Raw genomic sequence first — 26,439 nt, 5'->3', positions numbered from 1 at the left:
TAGCTGTTTTTAAAATCCTACATCGATGCCCAGTGTATACTTATGCGGGCTCGGATAGCCGACACCGTTATACTCACCATAAGGGTTCACATTTTCCGCATCCGGCAATCTTTTGGATGCCTGGAACATGTATACATTGTCCATCAGGCCGTAAAACCGCAGGCGGTTCAGATGCAGCGGCTTCAGGGCCTTTTCTTTGAGGGTATAGCCAAATGATACGTTCTTGATCCTGAAATAATCACCTTTCTCCAGGAAGAAGGTTTGATCTGCGCGGTAGTAATAGCGGTAAGTGCCAATATCCATTCTTGCATACTGGGCCTTATCGCCGGGCTTGCGCCAGATATTCATGGACGAAAGATCTGATACCGCATATTTGGAGAATTCATTACCGGAACCATCCCAGCCGTAGCGGCCATAGGTGTCGGATTCATACAGGTTCAGCACATCCCTTTTGAACGTGAAGGTGCAAAGGAATCCGAAGGTGAAGTTTTTCCAGTAAAAGTTTTGCGTGATACCGCCGGTGAGGAAAGGATTAGGGTTGCCATAAGGAATTTTATCACCGGTGATGCCGCCATTAAAGGCATCAATAATGCCATCGCCATCCAGGTCAGCAAAAATAAACTCGCCGGCCCTGAAAGGATTATTAGCACCAGGATCATTTACGGCTCCTACCTGGAATTTCTTACCGGTGTACTTATCTGTAGGCACATCATCATCGGTAGCATACACACCCAATGTTTTCAACAGGTAAAAAGTATTCACTGCTTTTCCGCGGGTAAGGATATGCGTGGTATTAAACAGGTTACCAAAGGTAAGATCCCGGTTATCGTTAGGCATGCTTACCACAAGGTTCTGGTTCATACTTACATTCCACATTATTTCCCAGCGCAGCGCACTTTTTTCCGGCATTACATTCCTGAACTGGAAATTAATATCAATACCGGAATTACGTAATTGTGCGCCGTTTGTTTTAGCGGTGGCGATACCGGTAGTGCTCTGCAGGTTCATATCAATGAGTCCTGCTTTACTATTCTTCACATATACATCGGCGCTGAAATAATATTTACCGTTCATCAGCTCTGCTTCTATCCCACCGTTCCAGCTGGCGGTTTTCTCCCAGCTGATATCTTTCTGTGCTACGCCACCAGAGCCAAATTGCGGGGTAATGGTTACTGCGCCGTTGTAAGTATTGGGGTTTAGTCCGCTGCCGTTATACCCGGCGGCGCCAACGTTATAAAGACTGTACTGCAAATAGTAATCGCCGGGCAGGTTACCCAGCACACCATAACTGCCGCGCAGTTTCAGCATGGACAACCAGCTGGAATAGCGACGCATAAAAGGTTCATTGCTGATCATCCAGCCTGCGGAGATAGCAGGAAAATATCCCCACTTATTATCCGGTCCGAAACTGGATGCAGCATCACCACGCAGGGATGCAGAAAAGAGATAGGTACTCTTATAATCATAGTTCACTCTTGAAAACAAGGAGAGGATACCAAAGGCGGCGTATGAAGAGCTGCCGTACAGATAAGGCCCCTGCGGGAAACCATTCACTACCTGGATCTGGTCACTGGCGCCCCGGTCGCCCCGTGCATAGGTATTCTGATAAGTGCTGTACTGCACTTCCTGTCCTACGATGGCGTTAATAGTATGTTCTTTCCCCTTTCCGAATACAGCGTTCCAGTTCAGGTCGTTGGAGGTGGTATAGCTTTGCTGCAGCCCGCTGGTAGATGACGCAGAGTTGCCGAGGTCGGCGTTCAGTTCACCGGGTACTGATACATCGCGGCGGCTCATCACCATAGATACGGAGTTACGGGAGCGGAACGACAACTGGCTGGATAACCGCAGCTGCACAGAGATATCGCCATTCACCTGGTTATCGGTGTTGATGTCCATATTACCGGAATATCGCCCTAACACACGCTGCAAGCTATTCTCGTCCGGCGCAAACAGGGAAGAAGGCATGCTTTGTCCCACAGCCCCAAAGAGGTCGGCGCTGCCCGAGCCGCGTCCTCTTTCCATGCGGGCCAGCCTGATATTAGGTACTACTTCCAGCGCACCATTTTTGGTACGTATCGAGGAGGAGTAGTTGAGCGTATAACGTTTAAATCCGGAGGCTTTTACAATTCCATCTTCCATATACATACCGGCCGACAGGCGATAGGTGTTATACTCCGTACCCCCGTATACGTTAAAGTCCACGTTCCGCACCAGTCCATTGCGGTAAAACAGGCGTTGCCAGTCGGTGGATTTATTCAGGTCCGGGTTCAGACTGTCCGTCATGATGAGGTTTTTATGCGTCAGCCTGTCGTAGTTGCCTTCAAACGCATCATCATACAGGCGGATTTTTTCGCGGCGTTCTGCTGCCCCCACTAATACCTGGCGGAGTTTAGGGATCTGCGTTAAACCGCCATAGGCCGACACGCTGAAGCGTGGCGCACCGGTACGGGCGCGTTTTGTTTTGATGATGATCACCCCGTTGGCGCCGCGGGAGCCATATACGGCGGCAGCGGCAGCATCTTTCAGCACATCCACTGATTCAATTTCATTGGGATTCAAACCGGCGATGTTATTGGTGCCGGTACCGATATCCGGCCCCACCATATCATCATTGAACTGTGGTACATCATCAATCACATACAGTGGTTTGTTTAGTATTTTATACTGATTGCTTTGATAAGAAGTTCCGATAGCAGTATTACCTCTCACGGAAATGGTGGGCGCCGCGCCGGGTTCCCCGGTGAAATTCTGCACATTTACGCCAGCCATACGTCCCTGCAGGAGTTGTTCAAAACTACCGGCGGGAATGTTCTCAATGTCTTTTCCTTTGATGCTGGAAACGGCGGCAGTGGCTTTGCGCCGGTTCACTGTCTGGTAGCCGATCACCACTACATCCCCCAATGCCCCGCTCTGCGCGGTGAGCACTACGTTGAGGTGTGTGCGGCCTTTTAATTTCTGCTCCTGTTTGAGGTAGCCAATAAAACTGAACTCCAAAGTAGCATCAGGTGGCGCTGCCAGGGAAAACTCTCCCTTATCGTCCGTGACTACCCCCTGGGAGTTCCCTTTAATTTTGACCGAGGCGCCCGGCAGTGGCCCGCTTCTTTCATCTGTAATTTTGCCGCTGACTTTTACGTTCTGGGCAACAGATGGTAAGACCGCCAATAAGGCGATAAAGGCCATGACAATTTTTTGCATGGGATTAGGTTTAAGCGATGTTGAAAAATTCTGGTTGATATACGATGTTACAGGTACGCACACGGTGCGTCGACAAAATATTAAACTTTATTCCGGTTGATTTATTTTAATTGTATTGTTGACAATTGTTATTACAAATCTATCTAAAAGGACCGGATATTACTTCCCGGAAATTAACTGATAGGTTGCTGATTTTAACAGGTAGGGGAAGGAAAAGGGTAACGTCTCTCATTCGGAGACGTTACCGGTAAGATTATAATTTATAAAAGCGCCAGCCAGAGGTGAAATCCTTTGGCACCGGCTTATTCAACAGGATAGCCCGGAGCATTTCAATGGGCATCATATTCTCCCGGAGCACGGCGTCATGATATTGTTTGAAAGACATTTCACCACTGTCCACCAGTTCTTTTTTCAGGGCTTCAAACTGCAATCCGCCGATCATGTAAGCAATCTGGTACAACGGGCTGTAGCCACCCACAAAAGAGCGGCGCACTTCTCCTTCTGCATTTGCCCGCTCGTGTCCTACACGGTCTACGAGGAAGTCGATACATTGCTGAGGCGTCCATTTACCGGTATGGTAATTAATAGAGAAGATGATACGCGCGCAACGGTGTTTACGCCAGAACAACATGCCAACACGGTCTTCCGGCGACTTTGCAAATCCCTGGTCCCATAGCAACCGTTCCCAGTAAAGCGCCCATCCTTCAATCCAGAAAGGCGTTTCAAAGTGACGGTATGTTTTATAACGGTTCTGCATAAACTCCTGCAGGGCATGTCCTGCCAGCAGCTCATGGTGAACGGTGGCGCGGGAAAAGTGCGGGTTGTTACCGCGCATACTCATCATTTTATCTTCCTGGCTCATGCTGTTAACGGGATAGGATACACTGAATTCTTCCCCACCGGTAAAGAACGGGTTCACCAGCTGCCGCTCGGGTGTCATCATGATCATACGCCAGGTTTCCTCTGCGAGAGGCGGCAGGGTAATCAGGTCGTGTTGTTTTATAAAATCCACAGATTCGTTGTAGAGCTTCATCATTGCAGCAGGTTGATCTGCAGGGGGCACATAACTGTTCTTTACTTTCTCCATCGCTGCTTTCCAGTCTGTACCCAGTCCCATTTCGCGGGTGGCTTTTTCCATTTCCGCATCGCACCAGGCAAATTCCTTGTTGGCAATAGCCAGTAGTTCTTCTGGTGTGTAGGGGATCATTTCCTCCTGCAATCCTTTTATCAGCGCGGCTCTTCCAATAGGGTGACCAGCAATGCCGCTGCCGTCTTCCGGCATGCGGGCGGTACTTTTCTCCTTGTTGTTAAAAGCAGTGCTGTAAGTTTTCAGGAGACTGTCCACCTGTTTATACGGAGCGGGCACCCACCATGAAAACAGCGGATCGTATCCGTTATAAAAAGTAAATACATTACCCAGCGCTTCCCGTAAACCTCTCACCGTAGAGATGCTGCGGCGAATCTGGGGCAGGGTGAGTGAGCTGTCGTTTTCCAGTTGCTGTCTTTTTTTGATTATTTCCTTTGCCATATCGCTCAGCTGAGCGGCGAGTGCAGCTGCATCCGGTTTCTCCCCGCGGCGGCGATGTTGTTCTGCCTGGTAGATCTTATCTGCAAAGGGAAACCATTTTTTCACCTGTGCACTTTCCTGTTGTGCGAGCAGCAGCTCCTCCAACGTCTGTGAAAGCCGGCGTTTAAAAAGGGTGTAATCTACCTGTGCGCCTACATTCAGCGCGGCATACTTCAGTTGCTCCAGCCGTTGCTGATAGCTCTTTACCAGGGCGGTCATGCGGGTGATTCCTTCCGGTGAGCTGTCTACAAAGTAAAACCGGCGCAGGTTACCGGCATCTGCTTCGTATTGCACCATGATGTTATTCACTTCGCTGGTCTGGAGGTACAGGTCATTATCCGCAGATTGGGCGGAAGTTGTTGCCTGCTGCAACAGCGCACAGGCAAGGAGCATGTATAATTTCTTTAAAAGAGGCATATTTTACTCGTTTATATTTCTGTCTGGCGGATTGATATTCAACAGGCTTTTCACGAAGAAATCGCGGCGTTTAATTCGACCGTAGGGGCCTCCGTCGCTGTGTCCCATGCCGGGCACCGGCAGGAACTCGAAGGTCTTACCCTTTTTGATCAGTGCGTTGATCACCCGGTAAGTAGATTCCGGCGGCACATTGGTGTCGGCCTCACCCACTATCAGGAGCAGGCGGCCCTGCAATTTACCGGCGTTGGTTACATTGGATTGTTCTTCATACTCTTTACCTACGGGGTATCCCATCCATTGTTCATTCCACCATTGCTTATCCACGCGGTTATCATGGCAGCCGCAGGAAGCCACTGCTGCTTTATAAAACTCGGAATGGAAGAGCAGTCCGCCCAGTGCGTTTTGTCCGCCGGCGGAAGTTCCGTATAGCCCTACCCGTGAGGTATCCACAAAAGAATATTTTTGAGCCAGCGCTTTGATCCAGAGAATGCGGTCCGGGAATCCTGCATCCGCCAGGTTTTTCCAGCATACATCATGGAATGCCTTCGAGCGGTTGGCGGTGCCCATACCATCGATCTGTACTACAATAAATCCAAGATCAGCCAGGCTTTGCATATCGATATAATAGCTCATAAAGCTTTTGGGCACAAAAGCATCCTGCGGACCTGCGTAGATATTTTCTACTACCGGGTACATTTTCGTGGAGTCGTAATCAGTTGGCCGGCACATCACGCCCCAGATATCTGTTTTGCCATCGCGGCCTTTCGCCGTGAAAGGTATGGGGAAAGGCACGCCGGTGGCTTTCCAGCCGCTCACATCTGTTTTTTCCAGTACGGTGATCAGTTTACCGTCGGCAGTGCGGCGCAGTTCATTTACCGGTGGCACGTTTACCTGCGAGTATTTATCTATAAAATATTTTTTATCGGGAGAAAAGAATGCCTGGTGGTTACCGGTGGCCGGAGTGAGGTCCCGCAGGTGCTGTCCGCTGAAGTCCGTACGGTAGTAGTGTAGGAAGTAGGGATCTTCCCCGGCGTTCCTGCCTCCTCCCCTGAACCAGATCTCTCTTTTCTTTGCATCCACGCTGTCTATTTCTCTCACTACCCAATCCCCTTTTGTTACCTGGTTTTTAATTTCACCGGTGAGGGTATTCACCAGGTAAATATGCCGCCAGCCGTCTTTTTCGGACGTCCAGAGAAGTTCATTGGTTTCCGGGAGGTAATGGGTATAGAGGCGCGATTCGTAGATAAAGGAAGGCGTTTTTTCATCCAGTATGGTGCGGGTGTTACCATTGGTAGCATCTACTTCTATTACGCGGAAGCGTTGATGGCCACGGTCTACTTTTTCATAGAGGAAGTAGCGCGGATCTTTATGCCGCCAGTGCAGCGCCGGGGCATCAAAGAAATCGATTTGCGCTGTTTTTACTTTGGCGGTGGTTTTGCCGGCCAGGGTAAACAGGTACATATCGAAGGTGGTAAAAGGATCGCCTGGTTGTTTATAGGGTTGGGAGCGCAGCTGTCCGCGGGTGGTTCCTGCCACGTCGGTAAGTACATAGTACACGGAGGAATCTTCCACGGGGTGAATGCGGTAGCCAACCAGGTATTTGCTGTCGGGCGACCAGGCCAGGGCGCCGTAGTAGTCGCCGGAGGCTTTCCCGTCGGTGGTAAACGGCGTAAGCGTGCCGGTGGCCACCGAGCGTACATACACGTTGCCACCTTTGGTGGTGGCTACCCATTGTTTATCCGGGGAAACGCTGTCTGTTGCAAATCCTTCCCAGCGGCTGGGCTCATGCTGCCTTACAGGACGTGCGCCGGTGTGATTTTTAGCCAGTTGCGCAATTTTTGCGGTGTCGGTGATCACCTCTTTTTTACCGGTGGCAGCCGTCACTAGATAAGCTGTCTTGCTGCTGTCTTTCCCCGCAATAACATACCAGAACGACTTTCCGTCCGGCATCCAGTTGGCATCCACGTTATGCCGGGAAATGGTTTTCCGCGTAATACTGTCCAGCAGCTGTACTTTTTTATATCGCTGCAATATCTCTGCATGTGAGGGCAGGTAAGGCATTGGCTTACTTTGCTGTGCAAGCAACAGCCTGGTTGGCAGGCTCCATAAAATCAGCAGGTAAAGAAATCGTTGGTATTTCATAAGTTGTATTGATCCCCTGTAATTAAATGTACATTGGACAGTTAATGTATACTGTCTGTCCGATTATTTTTTAAAAGTACATCAGGCATTGATTAGATTTTAAACGTTTTTTAATAACTTGTTCTCATATCTTCACCTAAATTTGGTTACAATCCCTTCAAAGGTGTTAAAAAAAGAATAATGTGATTACATGAAAGTATTACAGTTTACGATACCGGTAGCGCACGATAAAACCATTATCACACAAAAGGACTGGCTGCCGGCTTTTTATCCGCATCTTCACCGTCATGAGGAAATCCAGCTTACCTGGATCCAGCATGGTCATGGTACTTTGATCGTAGAAAATAATATGCATGCTTTCTGGTCTAATGAAATATACTGGATAGGCAGTAACCAGCCGCATGTATTAAAAAGTGAGGAACTGCCTTTTGGCAGTAAGAATAAAAAGAATGTGCAGGCCCTTACCCTCTTCTTCAACCCGGAAGGCAAGCTGGCGCCCCTTTTCGGGTTACCGGAATTTAAAAAGATAAAGTCTTTTATAGATCAGTCACAGAACGGGTTTAAGGTACCGGAAGCGCATGTGGTGGAAATCTCCAGCCGGTTGCTGAAAATCCACCAGTCGCAGGGCATTGCACAGTTCCTCGCATTTGTGGAGCTGATCAATTTCTTTCTTACTATAAAAAACCTGGAGCCGCTGATCACAGGTTCAAGATTATCTGCTGTAAATGAACAGGAAGGCATCCGTATCGGGTATATCTATAATTATATCATGCAGCATTATGATGCGGAAATAAAGCTGGAAGATATTGCACGGGAGGCGCATATGACGCCGCAGGCTTTTTGCCGGTACTTTAAAAAACATACGCGGCTAACGTTTGTTTCGTTCCTGAACGAGGTGCGGATCAACGAGGCCTGCAAAAAGCTGGCCGGCGGATCTTACGATAGTATTGCTACCGTGGCCTATAACTGTGGCTTCAACAGCATTGCGAATTTCAACCGGGTATTTAAGAGTATTACCCGTAAATCACCCCGCAGTTACCTCCGGGAATATGAGCAGCTGGAAAACGGGGCGCCGGGCACTGCAACAAAATCTGCATAGTATTGATCAAAAAGCGAATAGAATTGCCAGCAAAGTAACTGTAGTTTTAGGGGAGATAAACCTGTAATATCAACCAAACTACGATTCGCTACTATGTCAGACGCTCCTACCTTTAAACCGTCCATTAAGCTGCTGGATGCCACCATGATTGTGGCCGGCAGCATGATAGGATCCGGAATTTTTATTGTCAGCGCAGATATTACCCGTCATACCGGAAGCGCCGGATGGTTGCTGCTGGTATGGCTGATCACTGGTTTTATGACCCTTACCGCCGCATTGAGTTACGGGGAACTGAGTGGTATGTTTCCACGTGCAGGCGGACAATACATCTACCTGAAAGAGGCTTACAACCCTATGACGGCCTTCCTGTATGGCTGGAGTTTTTTTACCGTGATACAAACCGCTACCATTGCGGCGGTGGGGGTAGCCTTTGCCAAATTTACCGCTTACCTCCTGCCGGTGTTCAGTGAAGAAAATGTGTTGCTATCAGCAGGCACGCTTCATATCTCTGCTGCACAGCTGCTTTCCATCGGGGTAATTGTGCTGCTCACTTATATGAATACACGGGGCATTGAAGGAGGTAAAATGATCCAGACTACGTTTACAATGACCAAACTGGTGAGCCTGGCGGCACTGATCATATGCGGACTGCTGGCGGTTAAACCGGAAATATGGCAGGCCAACTGGCAGGATGCGTGGAAGCTCCATCCGCTTACAACAGATGGCAGTATACGATCTTACAGTACCATTGCCGCTTTCGGCGCTATTGCTTCTGCAATGGTGGGATCGGTGTTCAGCAGTGATTCGTGGCATAATGTGGCTTTTGTAGGGGGGGAAATAAAGAATCCCCGGAGGAATATCGGGCTGAGTCTTTTTTTAGGAACAGCTATTGTAACCGTCATCTACCTGCTTACTAATATTACTTACCTCGCCGTATTGCCTTTATCTGAAATTGCTCATGCGCCAAAAGATCGTGTAGCCGTGTCCGTATCACAGGCTGTGCTGGGCAACATAGGTACCGTCATTATTGCCGTGATGATCATGATATCCACTTTTGGTTGTAACAATGGCCTTATACTTGCCGGTGCGCGGGTGTATCATACGATGGCAAAAGATGGTTTGTTTTTTAAAAAGGCCGGTAGTTTAAACCATTCTGCCGTACCATCCTTTGCATTGTGGATTCAATGTCTCGTAGCATGCTTATGGTGTCTCAGCGGCCGTTATGGCGATTTGCTGGATATGATCTCTTTTGTGGTGGTGGCTTTTTATATGCTTACCATTGCGGGTATTTTTATCCTGCGGAAGAAGCGTCCGGATGCCGACCGGCCTTACAGAGCGTTTGGATACCCGGTGTTACCGGTGTTGTATATTTTAATGGGTTTAGCTTTCTGCGGACTGCTGTTTGTATATAAACCACGATTCACCTGGCCGGGATTATTTATCACGTTGTCCGGTATACCCGTGTACTATTTCGCCAACAGGAATAAACGTAACGGCGATTCATCTATCCCCCGGAAAGAAAAAATAACAACTGCTGAATCTTCTTACTGAATAATGCTGTCAACCAGGGGGACTATTAAAACAGTTCCCCTTTTTTATGCTCCCCTATAAGCGTATCCCCTACGCCTTTTCAAAGTATTAATATATAATTAATCCAGCATCATAACCGGGCAAAAAACTATACATGTACATTTACAAAAATCGTTACCTTTCTGACAGAAACTGATGCGGTGTTATGTAGACATATAATTCCTTTTCTGACTAAGCATTACGACGTGCCATATTGATCATGTGAAAGACCAACTTTATTTCATCTCTTTTTGGTGATCCGGTGAGTTATGTAAAAAATTGCCTTTAGCGGGCAAATATGCAATAACGATTTAGCAAATTATTTCAATCACAACCAAAAACACTAAAGCAACAACACGAGAGACAGGCCGTATATCTGTTCCATTCACGTTTCTATTCAAGTTCACGTCTTATTCATTAATTATGAGGTATTCATTCACTGGAAAATTATGCTTTCTGATGGTCTTTCTATGCGCTGCCACCAGCGCAGTATTTGCTCAAAAGACCCTTACCGGAAAAGTTACCGGAGCGGCAGACGGTGCTGGTCTGCCTGGTGTAAACGTAACCGTGCCCGGCACCGCCAGCGGCGCCAGTACCGATACAAAAGGCAACTATACCCTTTCTTTACCACCGGGTGCTAAATCGGTTTTGTTCTCGTTTATCGGCTACGAACCACAAACAGTTACGATCGGTGAACAAACCGTTATCAACGTATCACTCGCCGCTGCCACCAAAGGATTAGGCGAAGTAGTGGTAGTAGGTTATGGCGTGCAAAGCCGCCGCGATGTAACCGGCACCATCGCCTCCGTAAAAGGATCGGATATCAAAAACCTGCCTGTATCAGACGCGGCACAGGCCATCCAGGGGCGTGTAACAGGTGTGGATATCGTACGGTCGGATGCAGCGCCCGGCAGCACGCCTTCCATCCGCATCCGTGGTACGGGTACCATCAATAATTCAGATCCGCTGATTATTATAGACGGCGTGCCCGCAGGCGGACTCGCAGATGTAAGCCCCAACGACATCGCCTCTATGGAAATACTTAAAGATGCCTCCTCTTCTGCGATCTATGGTACCCGCGCCGCCAATGGCGTGGTGATCATTACCACCAAAAGAGGCAACTACGGGGAAAAACTGAAAGCATCGGTCAATTTCTATCGCGGCGTTACCAATACCGTCCGCTATATCCCGCTGCTCACCGCACCAGACCTGGTGAAACTGAAACAGGAACGCTATACCAACGATGGCGTACCCATTGAACCCATCTGGCAGGACCCTTATTATGCCATGCAACGCACCGACTGGCAAAAAGCATTATTCGGTTCCGGCAATATTACCAATGCAGATGTAAGTCTGCGTGGCGGCAACAGCAGCTCCAACTATATGCTCAGCGCCGGTTACTACAATGAAAATGGTATCATCACCAATTCCTATTTCAAAAGATACTCGGTACGCATTAACTCGGAACACAAGCTGGGTAAGCGTTTGAAAGTAGGTGAAAATCTGCAGCTCACGTACAAACAAAACAGCGGCCCGGATACCTACTCTTCTCAGACAGGTCTTATTTTTAGCGCCCTCCGCTTTAACCCCGCCATTCCCGTTCACAATCCCGATGGCAGCTGGGGCACCTCCAAAGCCAGCAATGAACTCGGCGATATCAACAACCCGGTATACACGGCGGAAACCACCGACACCTGGACAAAAAACTATCGCATGCTGGCCAGCGTATATGCTGAACTGGAAATCATGGATGGCCTTACCCTGCGCGCCAACTACGGCTTTGATGGCAGCATGGTAAACCAGTTCAACTTCGCGCCAAAGGTACTGGACCAAACCAGGGCCCGCGATCATGCGGAACTTTTTAACCGCAGCGAAAGCTATAACAACCAGCTGAGCGAAATTTTCCTCACCTATAATAAAGTGCTGGCAAACGTACATCATCTTACTGTTACCGGTGGCTACTCCCAGCAAACCTACAATGGCTCCTGGAACCAGGCGGAAAGATGGGGCTTTAATGATGAATCGAAAGACCAGCTGGTATTGAGCAATGGTAACGACATCCACGACGCGAAAGGCAATTACTTTAATGCCAACGCCATCGCATCCGGATTCATCAGGGGTTTCTACGGCTTCAAAGATAAATACCTGCTCACCGTTACCTTCCGCGCAGACGGATCTTCCAGGTTCGCACCGGATCAGCGCTGGGGCTATTTCCCCGCGTTCTCCGCCGGATGGCGCATTTCGGACGAAAGCTTTTTCAAAGACAACGTAAAAGCTGTGAGCAACCTGAAAATTACAGGCGGCTGGGGGCAACTCGGTAATCAAAACGTTACTGAATTCCAGTACCTCGCGCAGATCAACAAAGACCGTCGCTATAACTTCGGGGAAACCTCCTACACCGGCATATGGAATTCAAGACTCGCCAACCCGGACATCACCTGGGAAAAAGCCGAAATGACCAACATCAGCCTGGAAGCAGGCTTCTTCCAGGATAAACTGAGCACCACCATCACCTGGTTTAATAAAAATACCAACGACATGCTGGTACCCGCTCCTGAAATGGACCTCCACGGCACTTCCGCCATCCCCGACCGGAACCTCGGCCAGCTGAACAACAAAGGCTGGGAAATAGAAGTAGGCTACCAGGGCGGCAACGATAAATTCCATTATAATGTAAGCGCCAACGCTTCTTTTATTAAAAATGAAGTGACCAAACTATACGACCCTTCTTCCTATATCGGCTCTACTCCTTATGGCAGACAGGGACAGGAAATTTCCCGCACCTATGTTGGTCAGCCGCTGGCCTCCTACTATGGCTGGAAAACAGACGGCATCTATCAGACAGCAGATGAGATCAACAATGATCCCAACATCAGCAAAGATCCCAACAAAGCCAATATCCAACCCGGTGATGTACGTTTCCTCGATACCAACGGCGATAATATTGTAAATGATAAAGACCGTGTAAACCTGGGCAGCCCCAATCCTAAAATGGTATATGGCATTCAGGCCAGCGCCGGTTACAAAGGTTTTGACCTGAGTCTTTCCTTTGCCGGAGTGAGCGGCGTAAAGCTTTACAACGCCGATAAAATGCAGGGTATGGACCCCAACTATCCGTATAACCTCTATGCAGATGCGCTGAACCGCTGGCATGGCGCCGGTACCAGCAACTCCGTACCAAGAATGACCCTGGGCAATGCCAATCAGAATAACCGCACCTCCGACCGTTTCGTTGAAAGCGGCGATTACTTCTCGCTGAGAAACGCATCGCTGGGTTATACCATTCCATCAAAAGTATGGGGCCGTAGCGGCATTTCAGATATACACGTATATGTGGCCGCACAAAACCTTTTTATGCTCACTAACTACTCCGGATTAACACCGCAGCTGGGTTATAGCGGCTCTTCAGATGGCAGCAAAGGCACCTCCGACGGAAACAGACAAAGAGGCGTGGACGTAGCAGCTTATCCGCAGGCCAGGACCTTTACCTTTGGCGCTACCCTCAACTTTTAATTCACGGGAACTCTAAATTAATTACTATGCAACGGATCAAATATATATTAGTAGTCGCAACGTTACTCTTTACCGCCTGTAAAAGCGTGCTGGATGTATCTCCCAAAGGAATGTACAGCACCGGTAACTATTGGCGCAACCAAAGCGATGCGCTCGACGGGGTAACCGGTATCTATAATATTTTACTGGAAGAAGATTATACCGGCTTTAATGAGTTTGTATTCGATAACTGCTCGGACGACCAGGTACGCGGCGGCGACCATGATTATGACGCCGTGATAGAAGACTTCACCTATGATGCTTCTACCTACAGCATAAGAGTAGGATGGAGATGGAAATATGAAACCATTAACCGCGCCAACAACGTGCTGATCTATGTTCCTAAAATTACAGACATCGATCCGGCCATTAAGAACCGTTGTCTCGGAGAAGCACATTTCTTCCGTGCATTCGCCTACTGGCGCCTGCTGCTGATTTATGGCGAAGTTCCTATCGTCACAGAAGACGACGTGCTCAAATCTTTCTATAACAAGCCCAAAGTAACAGCAGATGAACTGCGCGCCCAGATAGAAAGTGACCTGCTGGCTGCCGCCGACCAGCTGCCGGAAACCTACGACGATGCCAACAAAGGCCGCGTAAGCAAAGGTACCGCCTGGGGCTTGTTGTGTAAGCTGTATATGAACTGGTCGAAACTCGACAAAGCTATTGAATATGGCAGCAAAGTAGTTAGTAATGCTAACTATAAACTGGCGCCCAACTACGCGGATAATTTCAGCGTAGCCACCGGCAACAACTCAGAAATGTTGCTCGCCGTTCAAACAGTAGATGGAAACGGCTACTCCGATTTTATCACCTACCATGCCCCGCGTAACTGGAACGGATGGAGCTTCTTCTACCCTACTAAAGGACTGGTAGATGAATTTGAAGCAGGCGATCCCCGCAAAAATATCTGCATCATGCAGCCCGGCGACCAGGTGAATATCGGTACCGGTATTGCCACCTACGAGGCGGCGGCTTCCTGGAGTGGCTATCACTATAAAAAATTCTGTAGCTGGAAACCATCCGGCGGACTGGACTACTCCCTCAAAACACCGCTAATGCGCGCGGCAGATATTTACCTGCTGGTAGCAGAAGCAAAGATCCGTTTAAACGGCCCGGGCGCCGGCGATGCAGAACTTAATGCTGTCCGCAAACGCGCTTCCGCCACTTTACCTGCGGTGACCAATGCCGGTATGACTGCACTGATGCACGAACGCAGGGTAGAGCTATGCGGGGAAAACAAGCGGCATCAGGACCTGCTGCGTTGGGATAAAGCCAACCTGGTAGATATTGTAGCGCTGTATAAAAAACCAAAACTGGCATACAATGGCGCCGTGATTACAAGAGGCGGGGCCGCGCGCAATTTTACAAAGCCTAAGAACTACTTCTTCCCGATGCCGCAACAGGAAATCGACAGAAGTAAAGGAACGTTGGTGCAGAATCCGAATTATTAATCTTCATCATCCTTTATAACCAAAGAGGGGGGCTCAATTATTCTGAGCCGCCCTCTTTGGTTTTTCAAAAAAGTAGCGCGGATAAAAACCCTCCGCATACTACCTGTTCTCAGGTAGGCCAATAACCCCACAAACCAGTATTTTCAATCGAAAAGCCCGTCCGGGTACATTCTTTGAGTATTTTTACGCCAACGAATAAAAATAAAGAGAATGAAAAAATCACTCACATTTATTGCTTTGCTATCCTTCTCCATGATGTTGTTTTCCTGTGGCGGAAAAGATGATGATCCAACGCCTGAACCACCGGCAAGTGAATCCAGCTGGAAACTGGGTAACTATACTTATACGAGAGGCGCCTCTGCGCAGACTGCCACCGGTGCCTTGGTAGGAATGACAGTTACCACCTCGGGAGATGGCGGTAATCATGGCGCTTATTCCGGCAGCGCATTAACGGCTGTTTTTATGGGGTCATTAGGAGCGGGAAAATATGCGCTGACGACCAGCAGTGTTATGTCGGCCAATCCAACCGTACGTTATATGACGCTTAGCTGTGCGGTCGGTACTGCGGTGACCATAGGCGCCGTTGATTATTCAGCGACTGCCACTTCCGGAGGCACCGCTGATGTAACGGTAGATGGCAATGGAAAATACCATATTAACATCACCACCCCGGTAACACTGGTTAAAACGGTGATAACAGGCGGTGGAATTCCCGGAGCGCCCAACACCTACGCTTTAACGGTTAAAAATGCTTATTAACAAGGGGGGATTAAATACAAAAAGGGCATCTCAATTAATTTTGAGGCGCCCTTTTCTTTTATTTTACTTTTTATTTTACAGAGAACTTATACACCGTCGTCTGTGAAAACGTGTCACCTGGTTTCAGGATTACGTTCGGGAAAGACGGCTGATTAGGTGAATCAGGGAAGTGTTGTGTTTCCAGGCAAAGTGCCGCGTTCTGCACATATTTTTGTCCGTTGCGTGTATTCGTGAGCGTGCCATCCAGGAAGTTACCTGTATAGAACTGGATACCGGGCTGGGTAGTAGCCACTTCCATATAACGGCCGCTGGTTGGATCATACAGGGTGGCAATGATTTCCAGTACGCCTTCCTGTTTGTCCAGTACCCAGTTATGATCATAACCACCTTTTACTTTACCGATATCAGCACCGATCTTTTTGGCAGTGGTAAAATCCATTGGGGTACCTTTTACCGGGTCCAGTTTGCCGGTTGGAATCAGCTTATCATTTACCGGGGTATATCGGCTTGCCTTCAGGGACAATTCATGTCCGAGGATGGTGCTGTCTTTTCCGGCAGAAAGATTAAAATAAGCATGGTTCGTCAGGTTTACCGGGGTAGGTTTATCGGTGGTAGCCTTGTAGGTGATCTGCAGGGCGTTGTCTGGTGTAAGCGTATATACAACGGTAGCCTGCAGGTTACCAGGATATCCTTCTTCGCCGTCTTTGCTGTTATATACCAGTTGCAGGCTGCTGTCGCCCGCAGGAGTGGCAGCCCATACTACTTTATCAAATCCTTTCAGTCCGCCGTGAAGCGTGTTTCCGTTATTGTTAGGGGCGAGTTTATATTCCTTGCCATCCAGTGTAAACTTCGCGTTGGCAATACGGTTGGCATAGCGGCCTATCAGTGCACCAAAGTAAGGTTGTCCTTTCTGCTGGTAGCCGGAAAGTGAGTCGTAAGACAATACCACATTGCCTTTCTGTCCTTGTTTATCGGCGGTAATGACATCCGTGATGGTACCACCGTAGTTCAGGATCTTTACTTCCATTCCGTTTGCATTCTTCAGGGTATACTGCAAAACTTCCTGGCCATCAACCTGGCCAAAGCTTTTCGGACCAGCTGTTACAGCCGTTGCTGTGGAATCCTTACTTTCTTCCGTCCTCGCAGCATTGTTGTTGCAGGAAGCCAGCATGGTGCCACCGGAGATAACGAGGGCGGTTAGCGCCTTAAAGTTCATGTCCATAACGTATTTTGATGTTAAGTGAAAAAGAGTCATTAAATATCGGGATAATCCGGCTAAAGTCAAATATTTTTATTTAAAATTTATTGTCACAAGAACAATTAAAAATGCTATTGATTAAAATACGTGTACTTTCTGTCAATAATGGGAAAGTAAGTATACCCCGGGCGAATTAGCTTTAACCTGTTAAATACTGATGAAATGAAAAGACTGATCATTACGGGATTGTTGCTGGCCGGCAGCCTCCCGCTGTACCATAGCGCCTGTGCCCAATCCTATGTGCCGGAGTGGAAAGAAAGCAAGATGAAAGTGTTGCCAACAGCCACCATAAAAGCATATCCGTTCCCGTTAACGGAAGTAACCCTCCTGGATGGTCCTTTTAAAACAGCCATGCAGGCGGATGCGCGATACCTTTTAAAGATAGATCCCGATCGTTTGCTATCGGCTTTCCGCACCAATGCAGGACTGCCCGCAAAAGGGAAACAATATGGCGGCTGGGAAACCGGCGGGCTCGCAGGCCACACAATGGGACATTATTTATCGGCCTGCGCCATGCACTATGCAGCCACCAAAGACACCGCCTATCTTAACCGCGTGAAGTACCTGGTAAGCGAGCTGGCCCTGTGCCAGCAAAACCGCCACAACGGCTATATCGGGGCTTTCCCCAACGATAATAAACTCTGGTCCGAAATTGCCGCAGGAGATATCCGCTCCAGGGGCTTCGACCTCAACGGCGGATGGTCGCCCTGGTATACCGTACACAAAATTATGGCCGGATTACTGGATGCCTGGCTTTATTGCAATAACGCCGAAGCACTAGAAGTAAACAAAGGCATCGCCGACTGGACCGGCAACGTCATCAAAAACCTGTCAGAAGAACAGATGCAGAAAATGCTGATCTGTGAATACGGCGGGATGGCGGAAACACTGGTAAATACCTATGCCCTCAGCGGTGATAAAAAATACCTCGACCTCTCCTACCGTTTCTATGATAAACGTATCCTCGACTCCCTGGCTATCGGGAAAGATATCTTACCCGGTAAACACTCCAATACCCAGATCCCCAAAGCCATTGCCAGCATCCGCCGGTATGAGCTGAATAAAGATCCCAAAGACGCCGCTATTGCCCGGTATTTCTGGGAAGTAGTAACCAGGGATCACTCATATGCCAACGGCGGTAACAGCAACTATGAATACTTCGGGCCGGCAAGACAACTTAATGAAGCGCTGACAGACAATACCACCGAAACCTGTAATACCTATAACATGCTCAAGCTCACCAGGCACCTGTTTGCACTGGAGCCACAGGCAAGTTTAATGGACTATTATGAAAAAGCGCTGTACAATCATATCCTTGCCTCACAACATCACGAAACCGGCATGATGTGTTACTTTGTTCCGCTCCGCATGGGTGGCCATAAAGAATACAGCAATGAGTTTGAAACCTTTACCTGCTGCGTGGGTTCAGGAATGGAGAATCATGTAAAATACGGCGAAAGCATCTACTACCGCGGCGCCGATGGCAGCCTGTTTGTCAACCTGTTTATCCCCTCCACACTTGAATGGAAAGATAAAGGCATCACAGTAAAACAGGAAAACAACCTGCCGGCAGATAATCGTGTAACCCTTACCGTTAGCACAAAGAAAACAACGTCGTTTACCCTGCGCATCCGTAAACCGGTGTGGGCACGCCCGGGCATTACGCTGAAAGTAAATGGTACGGAACAATCATTACAAACAGATGAAAGCGGTTACTTCATTATTACGCGGAGCTGGAAAAACAACGACCAGGTAACGCTCACCCTGCCAGCCGATGTTTATACAGAAGCGCTTCCTGATAATCCCAACAGGCAGGCATTATTTTATGGCCCGGTGTTATTGTCCGGTATTCTCGGGGAGAAAGAACCCGATCCGGTAAGCGGCGTACCCGTACTCGTAACGCCCAACCAGCAACCGGGCACCTGGATCAACCGTACCGATGATCATAACACATTATTCTTCCGCACTGCCGGCACGGCGCAACCAAAAGATGTTGCACTCACCCCTTTTTACCAGACCCGCAATGAATACTACACGGTATACTGGGATGTATTTACGCCTCAAAGCTGGCAGGAGCAGCAGGTGAAATATGCAGCCGCCAAAAAAGCGCAACAGGAGCTGGATGCACGCACTACAGATATTCTTCGTCCGGGTGAAATGCAGCCGGAACGTGATCATGAATTCACCGGCGAAAAAACCAGCACTGAAGAAGAACATGGACGTAAATGGCGCATCGCCTGGCCCGGGGGATATTTCTCCTTTAACATGAAGGTAGATCCCAATTCCCGTCATTCGCTGCAATGCACTTACTGGGGCATGGATAACCGCGGCCGCACCTTTGATATCATTGTAGACGGTACTACCATTGCTACAGAAGATATCAACAAATTCAAGGAAAGCAGGTTTTATCCTGTCTCTTACGCCATCCCAGAACACCTCACAAAAGGAAAGCAAAGCGTGAATATCCGTTTTTTGCCAAAAGCCAATAACAGCGCAGGTCCGTTGTATGGTTGCAGAATGGTAAAAGAATAAACATGATCATTTTAAAAAAACGGGCGGCAGGAAAGTTTTCCTGCCGCCCGTTTTTATATTTATACATCAGATGACTATTTATTTATCTTCACCCTGATCACATAAAAAGACCACGGCGCTACATCTGTGCGGATTGTTTTTCCTTTGATGTCTATATTTTTTTCTTCCGGAGAGATGCTGGTGGGCTGATCCAGCGAGTTAAGGCCCTGAAGGTTATTGCTTCCCAGGGTAATTAACCTGCCGTTGGCAGCAATGTTTTTTACACCCTGCACCGCCACTGCTACGGGCTTAACGGTAGCTGCAGTATTTATCAGTTTTATCACCAGTTCACCGGTGGCCTTATCTACTACCGTGGACGCATATACGCCATCCTGTCCGCTGATCACCTGGTTGCCTTTCAGCATTGATACCACATCGGTGCCTTTGTTATTGGCATACAATTTCTGTACATAGTAATTAGGCGTGCCATAAGAACGCAGGTTATCAAACCAGATGAGATCGGGCGACCACTGCCATCCGTCCACATGCGCCAGCAAGGGGGCGTAGGAAGCCATTGTCACCAAATCGGCATTACGCTCCAGGCCAGTCATGAAGGCGGCTTCTGCCAATGCAGACTGCCAGTTGTTTTTATTTTCGCCATTATTTACTCCTTTGCTATGCGCTGCATATTCACCGGCAAAAATCTTCGGACCTTTACGGTCGTAAGAATCATAGCGTGCTGCATTGCTGAGGAACCATTCCGGGGAGCTGTAGTAGTGCTCGTCGAGGATATCCGCATTCAGTTTACGCAGCGTGTCGTTGAGGAAAGTAAATTTATCACCATCCGGGCCGGGGCCAAGGCTATTCACCAGCTTAATATCCGGGTATTTGCTTTTGATGGCTTTTGCAAAAATGGTGTAGCGTTCTACGTATTGCGGCCCCCACTGCTCGTTACCTACGCCCATCATCTTCAGGTTAAATGGCGCCGGGTGGCCCATCTTTGCGCGCAGCGCACCCCACTTTGTATTTACATCGCCATTGGCAAATTCAATCAGGTCCAGTGCATCCTCGATATAAGGGTCCAGTTCATTCACAGCTACCACTTCTGCGCTGTTAAACTGACAGGCCATGCCACAGTTGAGGATCGGTAACGGCGAGGCCCCTATATCTTCCGACAGCTGGAAGTATTCAAAGAAACCAAGTCCGAACGATTGGAAGTAATCCGGTGTAGCGCGATGCGCAAACTCGTTGTTCCAGCGGTTGATGATCACTTCGCGGTCGTTCACATCCCCAACTGTTTTTTTCCACTGGTAACGGTTTACCAGCTCGCGCCCTTCTACGATGCAACCACCGGGAAACCGGAGGAAGCCGGGATGAAGGTCGGCCAGCAATTGTACCAGGTCGGCGCGTAGCCCGTTGCTCCGTTCCTTCCAGGTATGTTGCGGGAACAGGGAAATCATGTCAACATCTATTACTCCGTAGCCGCTGAAAGTTACCTTCAGCTTACCTTTTGCCGCAGCGGCGGTAGCGGTGAAACTGGTTTTATACTGTTGCCATCCGCTGCCGCCGGGCGCTACGGTGGCGCTGCCAATTTCTTTACCGGCATCATCCAGTAACGCAACGGTGAGCTTTATTGCGGCGCCTTCCTGTTCACGGGCATACAAAGAGAAATTGTACTGCTCCCCGGCTTTAATACCCATGCCACGGAAACCTTCATTCACTATTTCAAAACTACGTGTAGCCGGCATCGTTATCCTGGCAAAGTGTGGGTTGGAGGGATGGTCTTCCTTACGGTTAACGACCAGTATCTGCCCGTTGGATACCGCATCCTTTGGAATGCTCCAGCCCATGAGTGGCGTACTGAATTCAAAGGAACGGTTCTTTACCAGCTCCGCATAAATACCGCCGTCAGCGCTGAGGTTGATGTCTTCAAAGAAGATACCCCACATGTTGGGCGATACCGGCGTTTTTGTTTCACCGGCCTTCACCGTAAAATTCAATGGTTGCTGTGCGGCTAACGGGATAGTATATACGCCCATCAGCATGGTGAATGCCGCAATAATACGTTGTGCTTTCATATGTAATTATTCCAGTTTTTTCTTGCCCGGATAGCGGTACCATTATTATCCAATGGTTTCCTGCAACTGCATGGAGTGCATTTCAATTCCTCCCTCACCCTCCGTTGTTATGCTGCAGCATATGTGGATCAGGCACAAAGTTCAGGAAGGCATGGAAATTAGCGTGGTACTTTTTCCGGTCGATCCTGTAATAAAAGGCGCCCTTCTTGGAGCTTAGTTTGTCTTTGTCCGTGAGCTTTACCAGCAGTTTGGTAGACAGGATCTTGCGGCTGAAGTTACCCTTATCAAAAGAGATGTTATAAACAGATTCGTACAGGTGCTGCAATTGAGGAATGGTGAACTTGCCCGGCAACAGTTCCAGCAGCAGCGGATGCAATGCAGCTTTATATCGCAGCTTCTCCTTTGCCAGGTCTACCATCACTTTATGATCGAAGATAAGGTCCGGGTGATGGTTAATAGGAAACCATACGGCGTGGAAGTCTTCATTCAGCTGCTGTTTGTATTTCTGAATATCGATCAGTGCAGTATAGGCAACTGATACGGTACGTTCCACGGTGTCACGGGAAGGAGAACTAAAAGTATGGAGCTGCTCCATATAAATGCCATCCAGTCCGCTGAGATTTTTCAGTACCCTGCTGGCGGCATCTTCAGCGCTTTCATGTTCCTGTATAAAGCCACCCACGAGGCTCCACTGCCCTTTGCAGGGTTCAAACCCTCTTTGTATCAGCAGCAGTTTCATTTCCTGGCCATCGAACCCAAAAATGATACAATCAACGGCGAATAATAACCGGGTCTGCTGCGAATATCTTTTCATAACGATAAATTAGGCGGTGAAGGTACAAATTAATAACGCGGATTTTGTCTTTCCCAGGATTACCAGAACTTGATGTACAAAGCAGATAACAACAGCAATGTTATTACAATCAGCACGGTGGTAGCCGGGGTGATCTTAAACATGGTCTTATCAAGTACAAAGGCTTTAGGATTCACTTTTGGTCCGGCAAAGCTGATAACGATCATTACGATCATGGTAAACATAAAGGCCAGTCCCATACAGATGAGGAAAGGTATTTCGTACCCGCCTTTGCCATTTGGATAAGCTGTATAGAAAATAGTTTCATGACCCAGTACGGCAGGTGCAAACTGGTTAAAGAACACACACAGCGTGAAGCCGGTAATAACTCCTGCTACTGCAGCAGCGCCGGTAGTGCGTTTCCAGAACATACCCAGCAGGAACATGGCAAATACACCGGGACTGATAAAGCCGGTATATTTCTGGATAAAGGTAAATCCACCTTCGCCGCCAATACCCAGTAAATCGTTCCAGGTAAAGAGGATACCCAGCAACATGGCAGCAACTACGGTGATGCGACCGGTCCATACCAGCTTTGCTTCAGAGGCATCCTTCTTAATATATTTACGGTAAATATCCAGTGTAAAAATAGTGGAGATACTATTGGCCTTACCTGCCAGAGACGCTACAATGGCAGCGGTTAACGCCGCTATAGACAAGCCTTTCAGCCCGGATGGCAGGAAGCCGAGGATGGCTGTATAGGCGCCATCTTTACTGGACAGGCCAGGCAGGTGGCCATTTTTTTGCAGCACATACGCCGCAATACCAGGCAGCATCACAATGATGGGCATCATGATCTTTAGTAAACCCGCAAAGAGGATACCGTTACGGGCAGTTTGCAGATTGGCTCCCAGCGCACGTTGCGTGATGTACTGGTTACAACCCCAGTAGTTGAGATTCACGATCCACTGGCCGGCGGCATACATCAGGATGCCCGGAAGCACCAGGTATTTATTGATATATTCCTGCGAAGAGTTTGCATCGGGTTTTGCGAGGATCATATGAAAATGATCCGGTGCATCTTTCATAAGGGCGTTGAAACCAGCCAGGGCGTCATGTCCCAGGCCAAACTTTTCACTCACCAGCGTTAAGGCCATGTAGGTAGTTGCCAGTCCGCCGATGATCAATACCCCTACCTGGATCACATCAGTATAACCGATTACCTTCATACCACCGAGCGTAATGATGATGGCAAATACGGAGAGCGCAATCATTACCACATGCAGGTATTCCCCGCCCAACAGGCCGTTGATGGCCAATGCGCCGAGGTATAGAATAGAGGTGAGGTTAACGAACACATAGAGAAATAACCAGAAGATAGCCATGATCAATGCTACCGTTTCATTATACCGCGTTTTCAGGAACTGCGGCATGGTATAAATTTTATTCTTCAGGTAGATGGGAATAAACCAAACTGCAATAATGATAAGGGCGATCGCGGCGACCCACTCATAGGCCGCTACGGCAATCCCAACGAAATAGCCATCTCCGCTCATGCCGATAAACTGCTCCGCAGAAATATTTGACGCAATCAGTGACGCACCGATTGCCCACCAGGTAAGGGTTCCCTCAGCGAGGAAGAAGTCTTTTGTATTCGTTTCTGTTTTCTTTTTTCGTTTGTATATCCAGTAACCATATACGGAAACAATAATGAAATAAGTAATGAAGACGAGTATATCGCCGGTGGAAAGGATGTTTTGCATAACGGGCAGTTTATTTGCTTTTGCTTTAAGAAGTTGGCATGTTATAAAGCAGCCGGCGGCGGTGCGGAAGCACCTGCCGCCGGTGGGTGGAATTATTTATAGGATACATCGTTCCAGCGTAGTTCATTTTTAAACTCGCGCAGGTCAGTATGCTTTCCTATCAGTGCCAGTTCAATACCTGCCATTTCTGCAAAGTCCTGCATATGTGTGGAGGTAAGGTTTTGGCTGTAACAGGTGTGATGGGCGCCACCGGCCAGTATCCAGGCGGTACAGCCTTTCTTCATATCAGGATAAGGCTTCCATAATACGCGGGCTACCGGCAGCTTCGGCAGATCCTGTGGTGGTTCCACAGCCTCTACTTCATTTACCAGCAGGCGGAAACGGTTACCCATGTCTACTAAAGAGGCGTTGATCGCCGGTCCCGCAGCGGAGTTGAACACCAGTCTTACCGGATCAGCCTTTCCACCAATACCCAGCGGATGCTTCTCGCACGATGGTTTTCCGCTGGCAATGGACTCACAGATCTCCAGCATATGGGAACCCAGCACCATTGGATCAGACGGATCAAAGTGATAGGTATAATCTTCCATGAAGGAGTTGCCGCCGGGTAAACCGCTGCCCATTACTTTCATGGCCCGCACCAGTGCCGCTGTTTTCCAGTCGCCTTCACCAGCGAAGCCATATCCAGCTTTCATCAGGCGTTGCACCGCAATGCCCGGCAGTTGTATCATACCGTGCAGGTCTTCAAAGGTATCGGAGAAGCCTTTAAAGTTCCCGTCTTCCAGGAATGCTTTCAGGCCGAGTTCTATGCGTGCCGCATCTTTCAATGCGGGGTCCTGCAGCAGTGGGGAAGACATCGTGTATGCGTCACCGTATTCTTTTACGAGGGAGGCCACGGCTGCATCGGAGATACCATTGATCACACTTACGAGATCGCCTATGCCGTGGGTGTTGCAGGAGAAGCCCAGTTTGGATTCTGCTTCTACCTTATCACCGTCGGTTACCGCAACGAAGCGCATGTTATCACCAAAGCGAACAAAGCGTGCGCCCTGCCAGTCGTGCCAGCCGGCGGCGACCCTTGCCCAGGCGCCCAGTTCTCCCAGTACTTCCGGGTCCTGCCAGTGGCCGGTGATCACCTTCCGGCTCATGCGCATGCGGCTCATCATAAATCCGAACTCCCGGTCGCCGTGCGCGCTCTGGTTCAGGTTCATGAAGTCCATATCTATTTCGCTCCAGGGGATATCGCGGTTGAATTGGGTATGCAGGTGACAGATGGGTTTGGATAATGCTTTCAGGCCACGGATCCACATTTTAGCCGGGGAGAAAGTATGCATCCAGGTGATCACACCGATACAGTTGGGAGCAGCATTGGCTTCCATGCATACGGCGTAAATTTCGTCAGGTGTTTTTACGGTGGGTTTGTAAACCACGGTAACGGGTATACGTGCATCCTTATGCAGGGAGGCGGCTATTTCCTGGCTGTGTGCAGCTACCTGTTTCAATGTTTCTTCTCCGTACAGGTGCTGACTGCCGGTAACGAACCAGATCTCGAAATTTTTCAGATTAATCATGTTGCTTGGTTTATTGCCCGTAATAGGAATTGGGGCCGTGTTTACGTTCAAAATGTTTCCGGATCAATGCATCTTTCAGTCGCGGTGCATTCCCGTTGATCGACTCAGTGAGATACGCCATTTGTGCCACTGATTCCAGTACGGCACTGTTGTATACTGCTTTAGCGGGAGTTTCGGCCCAGGTGAAGGGCGCATGGTTTCCTACCAGGATCATTTCAATATCTTCGTAGGTGAGTCCCCGTTCCGTCAGTGCATTCATGATCTGGAAGCCGGTCTGGTATTCGTAGTCGCCGGCAATCATCTCGTCAGACATGGGCGGGGCGCAGGGAATATCCACCGTGTTATGATCGGCATGGGTAGTGCCATAGATGGGAATATCGCGCTGACTCTGCGCCCATGCGGTAGCATAAGTGGAGTGAGTATGCACGATGCCGCCAATATGTTCCCAGTGCTTATACAATACGGCATGGGTGAGGGTATCAGAAGAAGGACGCAGTTGCCCGTCTACTGTTTTACCATCAAAGTCCACGATCACCATTTTTTCGGGAGATAGTTCCGCATAGGGGACGCCGCTGGGTTTGATGGCAAACACGCCCAGCTCCCGGTCTGCCGCACTTACGTTTCCGAAAGTGAAGATGACCAGTCCCAGTGCGGGCAGTTGCATATTGGCTTCGTATGCGGCCTGCCGGATATGTTGATACTGTTGCATAC

At 48.8% G+C, this 26,439-nt stretch carries 15 protein-coding genes; 6 read left to right on the top strand and 9 right to left on the bottom strand.

What is annotated here, in order from left to right:
• Window positions 1-9: 9 nt before the first annotated feature.
• The 3 genes from ACMXI2_RS07430 to ACMXI2_RS07420 all read right to left on the bottom strand — a co-directional run bounded on the left by ACMXI2_RS07430 (window position 10) and on the right by ACMXI2_RS07420 (window position 7,321).
• Window positions 10-3,195, bottom strand: coding sequence for a SusC/RagA family TonB-linked outer membrane protein (locus tag ACMXI2_RS07430; RefSeq protein WP_483781065.1), 3,186 nt, complete (start codon window positions 3,193-3,195; stop codon window positions 10-12).
• 253 nt (window positions 3,196-3,448) lie between these two features.
• Entirely contained in the window at window positions 3,449-5,155 is a 1,707-nt protein-coding gene (locus tag ACMXI2_RS07425) for a DUF885 family protein (protein WP_483781064.1), read from the bottom strand.
• A 27-nt stretch (window positions 5,156-5,182) separates the two neighbouring features.
• Window positions 5,183-7,321, bottom strand: a complete 2,139-nt coding sequence (locus ACMXI2_RS07420) for a S9 family peptidase (RefSeq protein ID WP_483781063.1) — start codon at window positions 7,319-7,321, stop codon at window positions 5,183-5,185.
• 190 nt (window positions 7,322-7,511) lie between these two features.
• Between ACMXI2_RS07420 and ACMXI2_RS07415 the strand changes: the two genes are divergently transcribed.
• From ACMXI2_RS07415 to ACMXI2_RS07395, 5 genes are all read left to right on the top strand, one after another.
• A complete protein-coding gene (locus ACMXI2_RS07415; protein ID WP_483781062.1) occupies window positions 7,512-8,420 on the top strand; it encodes an AraC family transcriptional regulator in 909 nt (302 codons plus the stop codon).
• Window positions 8,421-8,513: 93 nt separating this feature from the next.
• Entirely contained in the window at window positions 8,514-9,971 is a 1,458-nt protein-coding gene (locus tag ACMXI2_RS07410) for an APC family permease (RefSeq protein WP_483781061.1), read from the top strand.
• Between the two features lie 477 nt (window positions 9,972-10,448).
• Entirely contained in the window at window positions 10,449-13,502 is a 3,054-nt protein-coding gene (locus ACMXI2_RS07405) for a SusC/RagA family TonB-linked outer membrane protein (protein ID WP_483781060.1), read from the top strand.
• Between the two features lie 26 nt (window positions 13,503-13,528).
• Window positions 13,529-14,995, top strand: a complete 1,467-nt coding sequence (locus ACMXI2_RS07400; protein ID WP_483781059.1) for a RagB/SusD family nutrient uptake outer membrane protein — start codon at window positions 13,529-13,531, stop codon at window positions 14,993-14,995.
• Window positions 14,996-15,205: 210 nt separating this feature from the next.
• Window positions 15,206-15,754, top strand: coding sequence for a hypothetical protein (locus tag ACMXI2_RS07395; protein WP_483781058.1), 549 nt, complete (start codon window positions 15,206-15,208; stop codon window positions 15,752-15,754).
• 70 nt (window positions 15,755-15,824) lie between these two features.
• Here ACMXI2_RS07395 and ACMXI2_RS07390 read toward each other — a convergent pair whose 3' ends face one another.
• Window positions 15,825-16,976, bottom strand: coding sequence for an aldose epimerase family protein (locus ACMXI2_RS07390; protein ID WP_483781057.1), 1,152 nt, complete (start codon window positions 16,974-16,976; stop codon window positions 15,825-15,827).
• A gap of 198 nt (window positions 16,977-17,174) precedes the next feature.
• Here ACMXI2_RS07390 and ACMXI2_RS07385 point away from each other — a divergent pair, with 198 nt between their 5' ends.
• The gene (locus ACMXI2_RS07385) at window positions 17,175-19,544 is read left to right on the top strand and encodes a beta-L-arabinofuranosidase domain-containing protein (RefSeq protein WP_483781056.1); all 2,370 of its coding nucleotides are present in this window, start codon (window positions 17,175-17,177) and stop codon (window positions 19,542-19,544) included.
• A gap of 74 nt (window positions 19,545-19,618) precedes the next feature.
• Here the strand turns inward: ACMXI2_RS07385 and ACMXI2_RS07380 are convergent, their stop codons facing one another.
• From ACMXI2_RS07380 to ACMXI2_RS07360, 5 genes are all read right to left on the bottom strand, one after another.
• Window positions 19,619-21,601: an alpha-L-arabinofuranosidase C-terminal domain-containing protein gene (locus tag ACMXI2_RS07380; RefSeq protein WP_483781055.1), complete on the bottom strand. Its 1,983-nt coding sequence runs from the start codon at window positions 21,599-21,601 to the stop codon at window positions 19,619-19,621.
• A 94-nt stretch (window positions 21,602-21,695) separates the two neighbouring features.
• A complete protein-coding gene (locus ACMXI2_RS07375; RefSeq protein WP_483781054.1) occupies window positions 21,696-22,415 on the bottom strand; it encodes an NUDIX hydrolase in 720 nt (239 codons plus the stop codon).
• A gap of 59 nt (window positions 22,416-22,474) precedes the next feature.
• A complete protein-coding gene (locus ACMXI2_RS07370; protein ID WP_483781053.1) occupies window positions 22,475-24,157 on the bottom strand; it encodes a sodium:solute symporter family transporter in 1,683 nt (560 codons plus the stop codon).
• Window positions 24,158-24,249: 92 nt separating this feature from the next.
• Window positions 24,250-25,728, bottom strand: coding sequence for an L-arabinose isomerase (gene araA, locus ACMXI2_RS07365; protein WP_483781052.1), 1,479 nt, complete (start codon window positions 25,726-25,728; stop codon window positions 24,250-24,252).
• A gap of 10 nt (window positions 25,729-25,738) precedes the next feature.
• The gene (locus ACMXI2_RS07360) at window positions 25,739-26,437 is read right to left on the bottom strand and encodes an L-ribulose-5-phosphate 4-epimerase (protein ID WP_483781051.1); all 699 of its coding nucleotides are present in this window, start codon (window positions 26,435-26,437) and stop codon (window positions 25,739-25,741) included.
• Between the last annotated feature and the right edge of the window lie 2 nt (window positions 26,438-26,439).

The sequence above is a fragment of the Chitinophaga sp. G7 BAM 1005 genome, from assembly GCF_057126945.1.
The sequence above is the reverse complement of the archived record's forward strand: the minus strand, read 5'-3'. Positions and strand labels throughout refer to the sequence as shown.

Bases quoted from the DNA above. Each gene is read 5' to 3' on its own strand.
- ACMXI2_RS07390 (WP_483781057.1), bottom strand. From the start codon at position 16,976: ATGGACATGAACTTTAAGGCGCTAACCGCCCTCGTTATCTCCGGTGGC.
- ACMXI2_RS07425 (WP_483781064.1), bottom strand. From the start codon at position 5,155: ATGCTCCTTGCCTGTGCGCTGTTGCAGCAGGCAACAACTTCCGCCCAA.
- ACMXI2_RS07400 (WP_483781059.1), top strand. From the start codon at position 13,529: ATGCAACGGATCAAATATATATTAGTAGTCGCAACGTTACTCTTTACC.
- ACMXI2_RS07360 (WP_483781051.1), bottom strand. From the start codon at position 26,437: ATGCAACAGTATCAACATATCCGGCAGGCCGCATACGAAGCCAATATG.
- ACMXI2_RS07420 (WP_483781063.1), bottom strand. From the start codon at position 7,321: ATGAAATACCAACGATTTCTTTACCTGCTGATTTTATGGAGCCTGCCA.
- ACMXI2_RS07370 (WP_483781053.1), bottom strand. From the start codon at position 24,157: ATGCAAAACATCCTTTCCACCGGCGATATACTCGTCTTCATTACTTAT.
- ACMXI2_RS07415 (WP_483781062.1), top strand. From the start codon at position 7,512: ATGAAAGTATTACAGTTTACGATACCGGTAGCGCACGATAAAACCATT.
- ACMXI2_RS07410 (WP_483781061.1), top strand. From the start codon at position 8,514: ATGTCAGACGCTCCTACCTTTAAACCGTCCATTAAGCTGCTGGATGCC.
- ACMXI2_RS07430 (WP_483781065.1), bottom strand. From the start codon at position 3,195: ATGCAAAAAATTGTCATGGCCTTTATCGCCTTATTGGCGGTCTTACCA.
- ACMXI2_RS07380 (WP_483781055.1), bottom strand. From the start codon at position 21,601: ATGAAAGCACAACGTATTATTGCGGCATTCACCATGCTGATGGGCGTA.
- ACMXI2_RS07385 (WP_483781056.1), top strand. From the start codon at position 17,175: ATGAAAAGACTGATCATTACGGGATTGTTGCTGGCCGGCAGCCTCCCG.
- ACMXI2_RS07395 (WP_483781058.1), top strand. From the start codon at position 15,206: ATGAAAAAATCACTCACATTTATTGCTTTGCTATCCTTCTCCATGATG.
- ACMXI2_RS07405 (WP_483781060.1), top strand. From the start codon at position 10,449: ATGGTCTTTCTATGCGCTGCCACCAGCGCAGTATTTGCTCAAAAGACC.
- araA (WP_483781052.1), bottom strand. From the start codon at position 25,728: ATGATTAATCTGAAAAATTTCGAGATCTGGTTCGTTACCGGCAGTCAG.
- ACMXI2_RS07375 (WP_483781054.1), bottom strand. From the start codon at position 22,415: ATGAAAAGATATTCGCAGCAGACCCGGTTATTATTCGCCGTTGATTGT.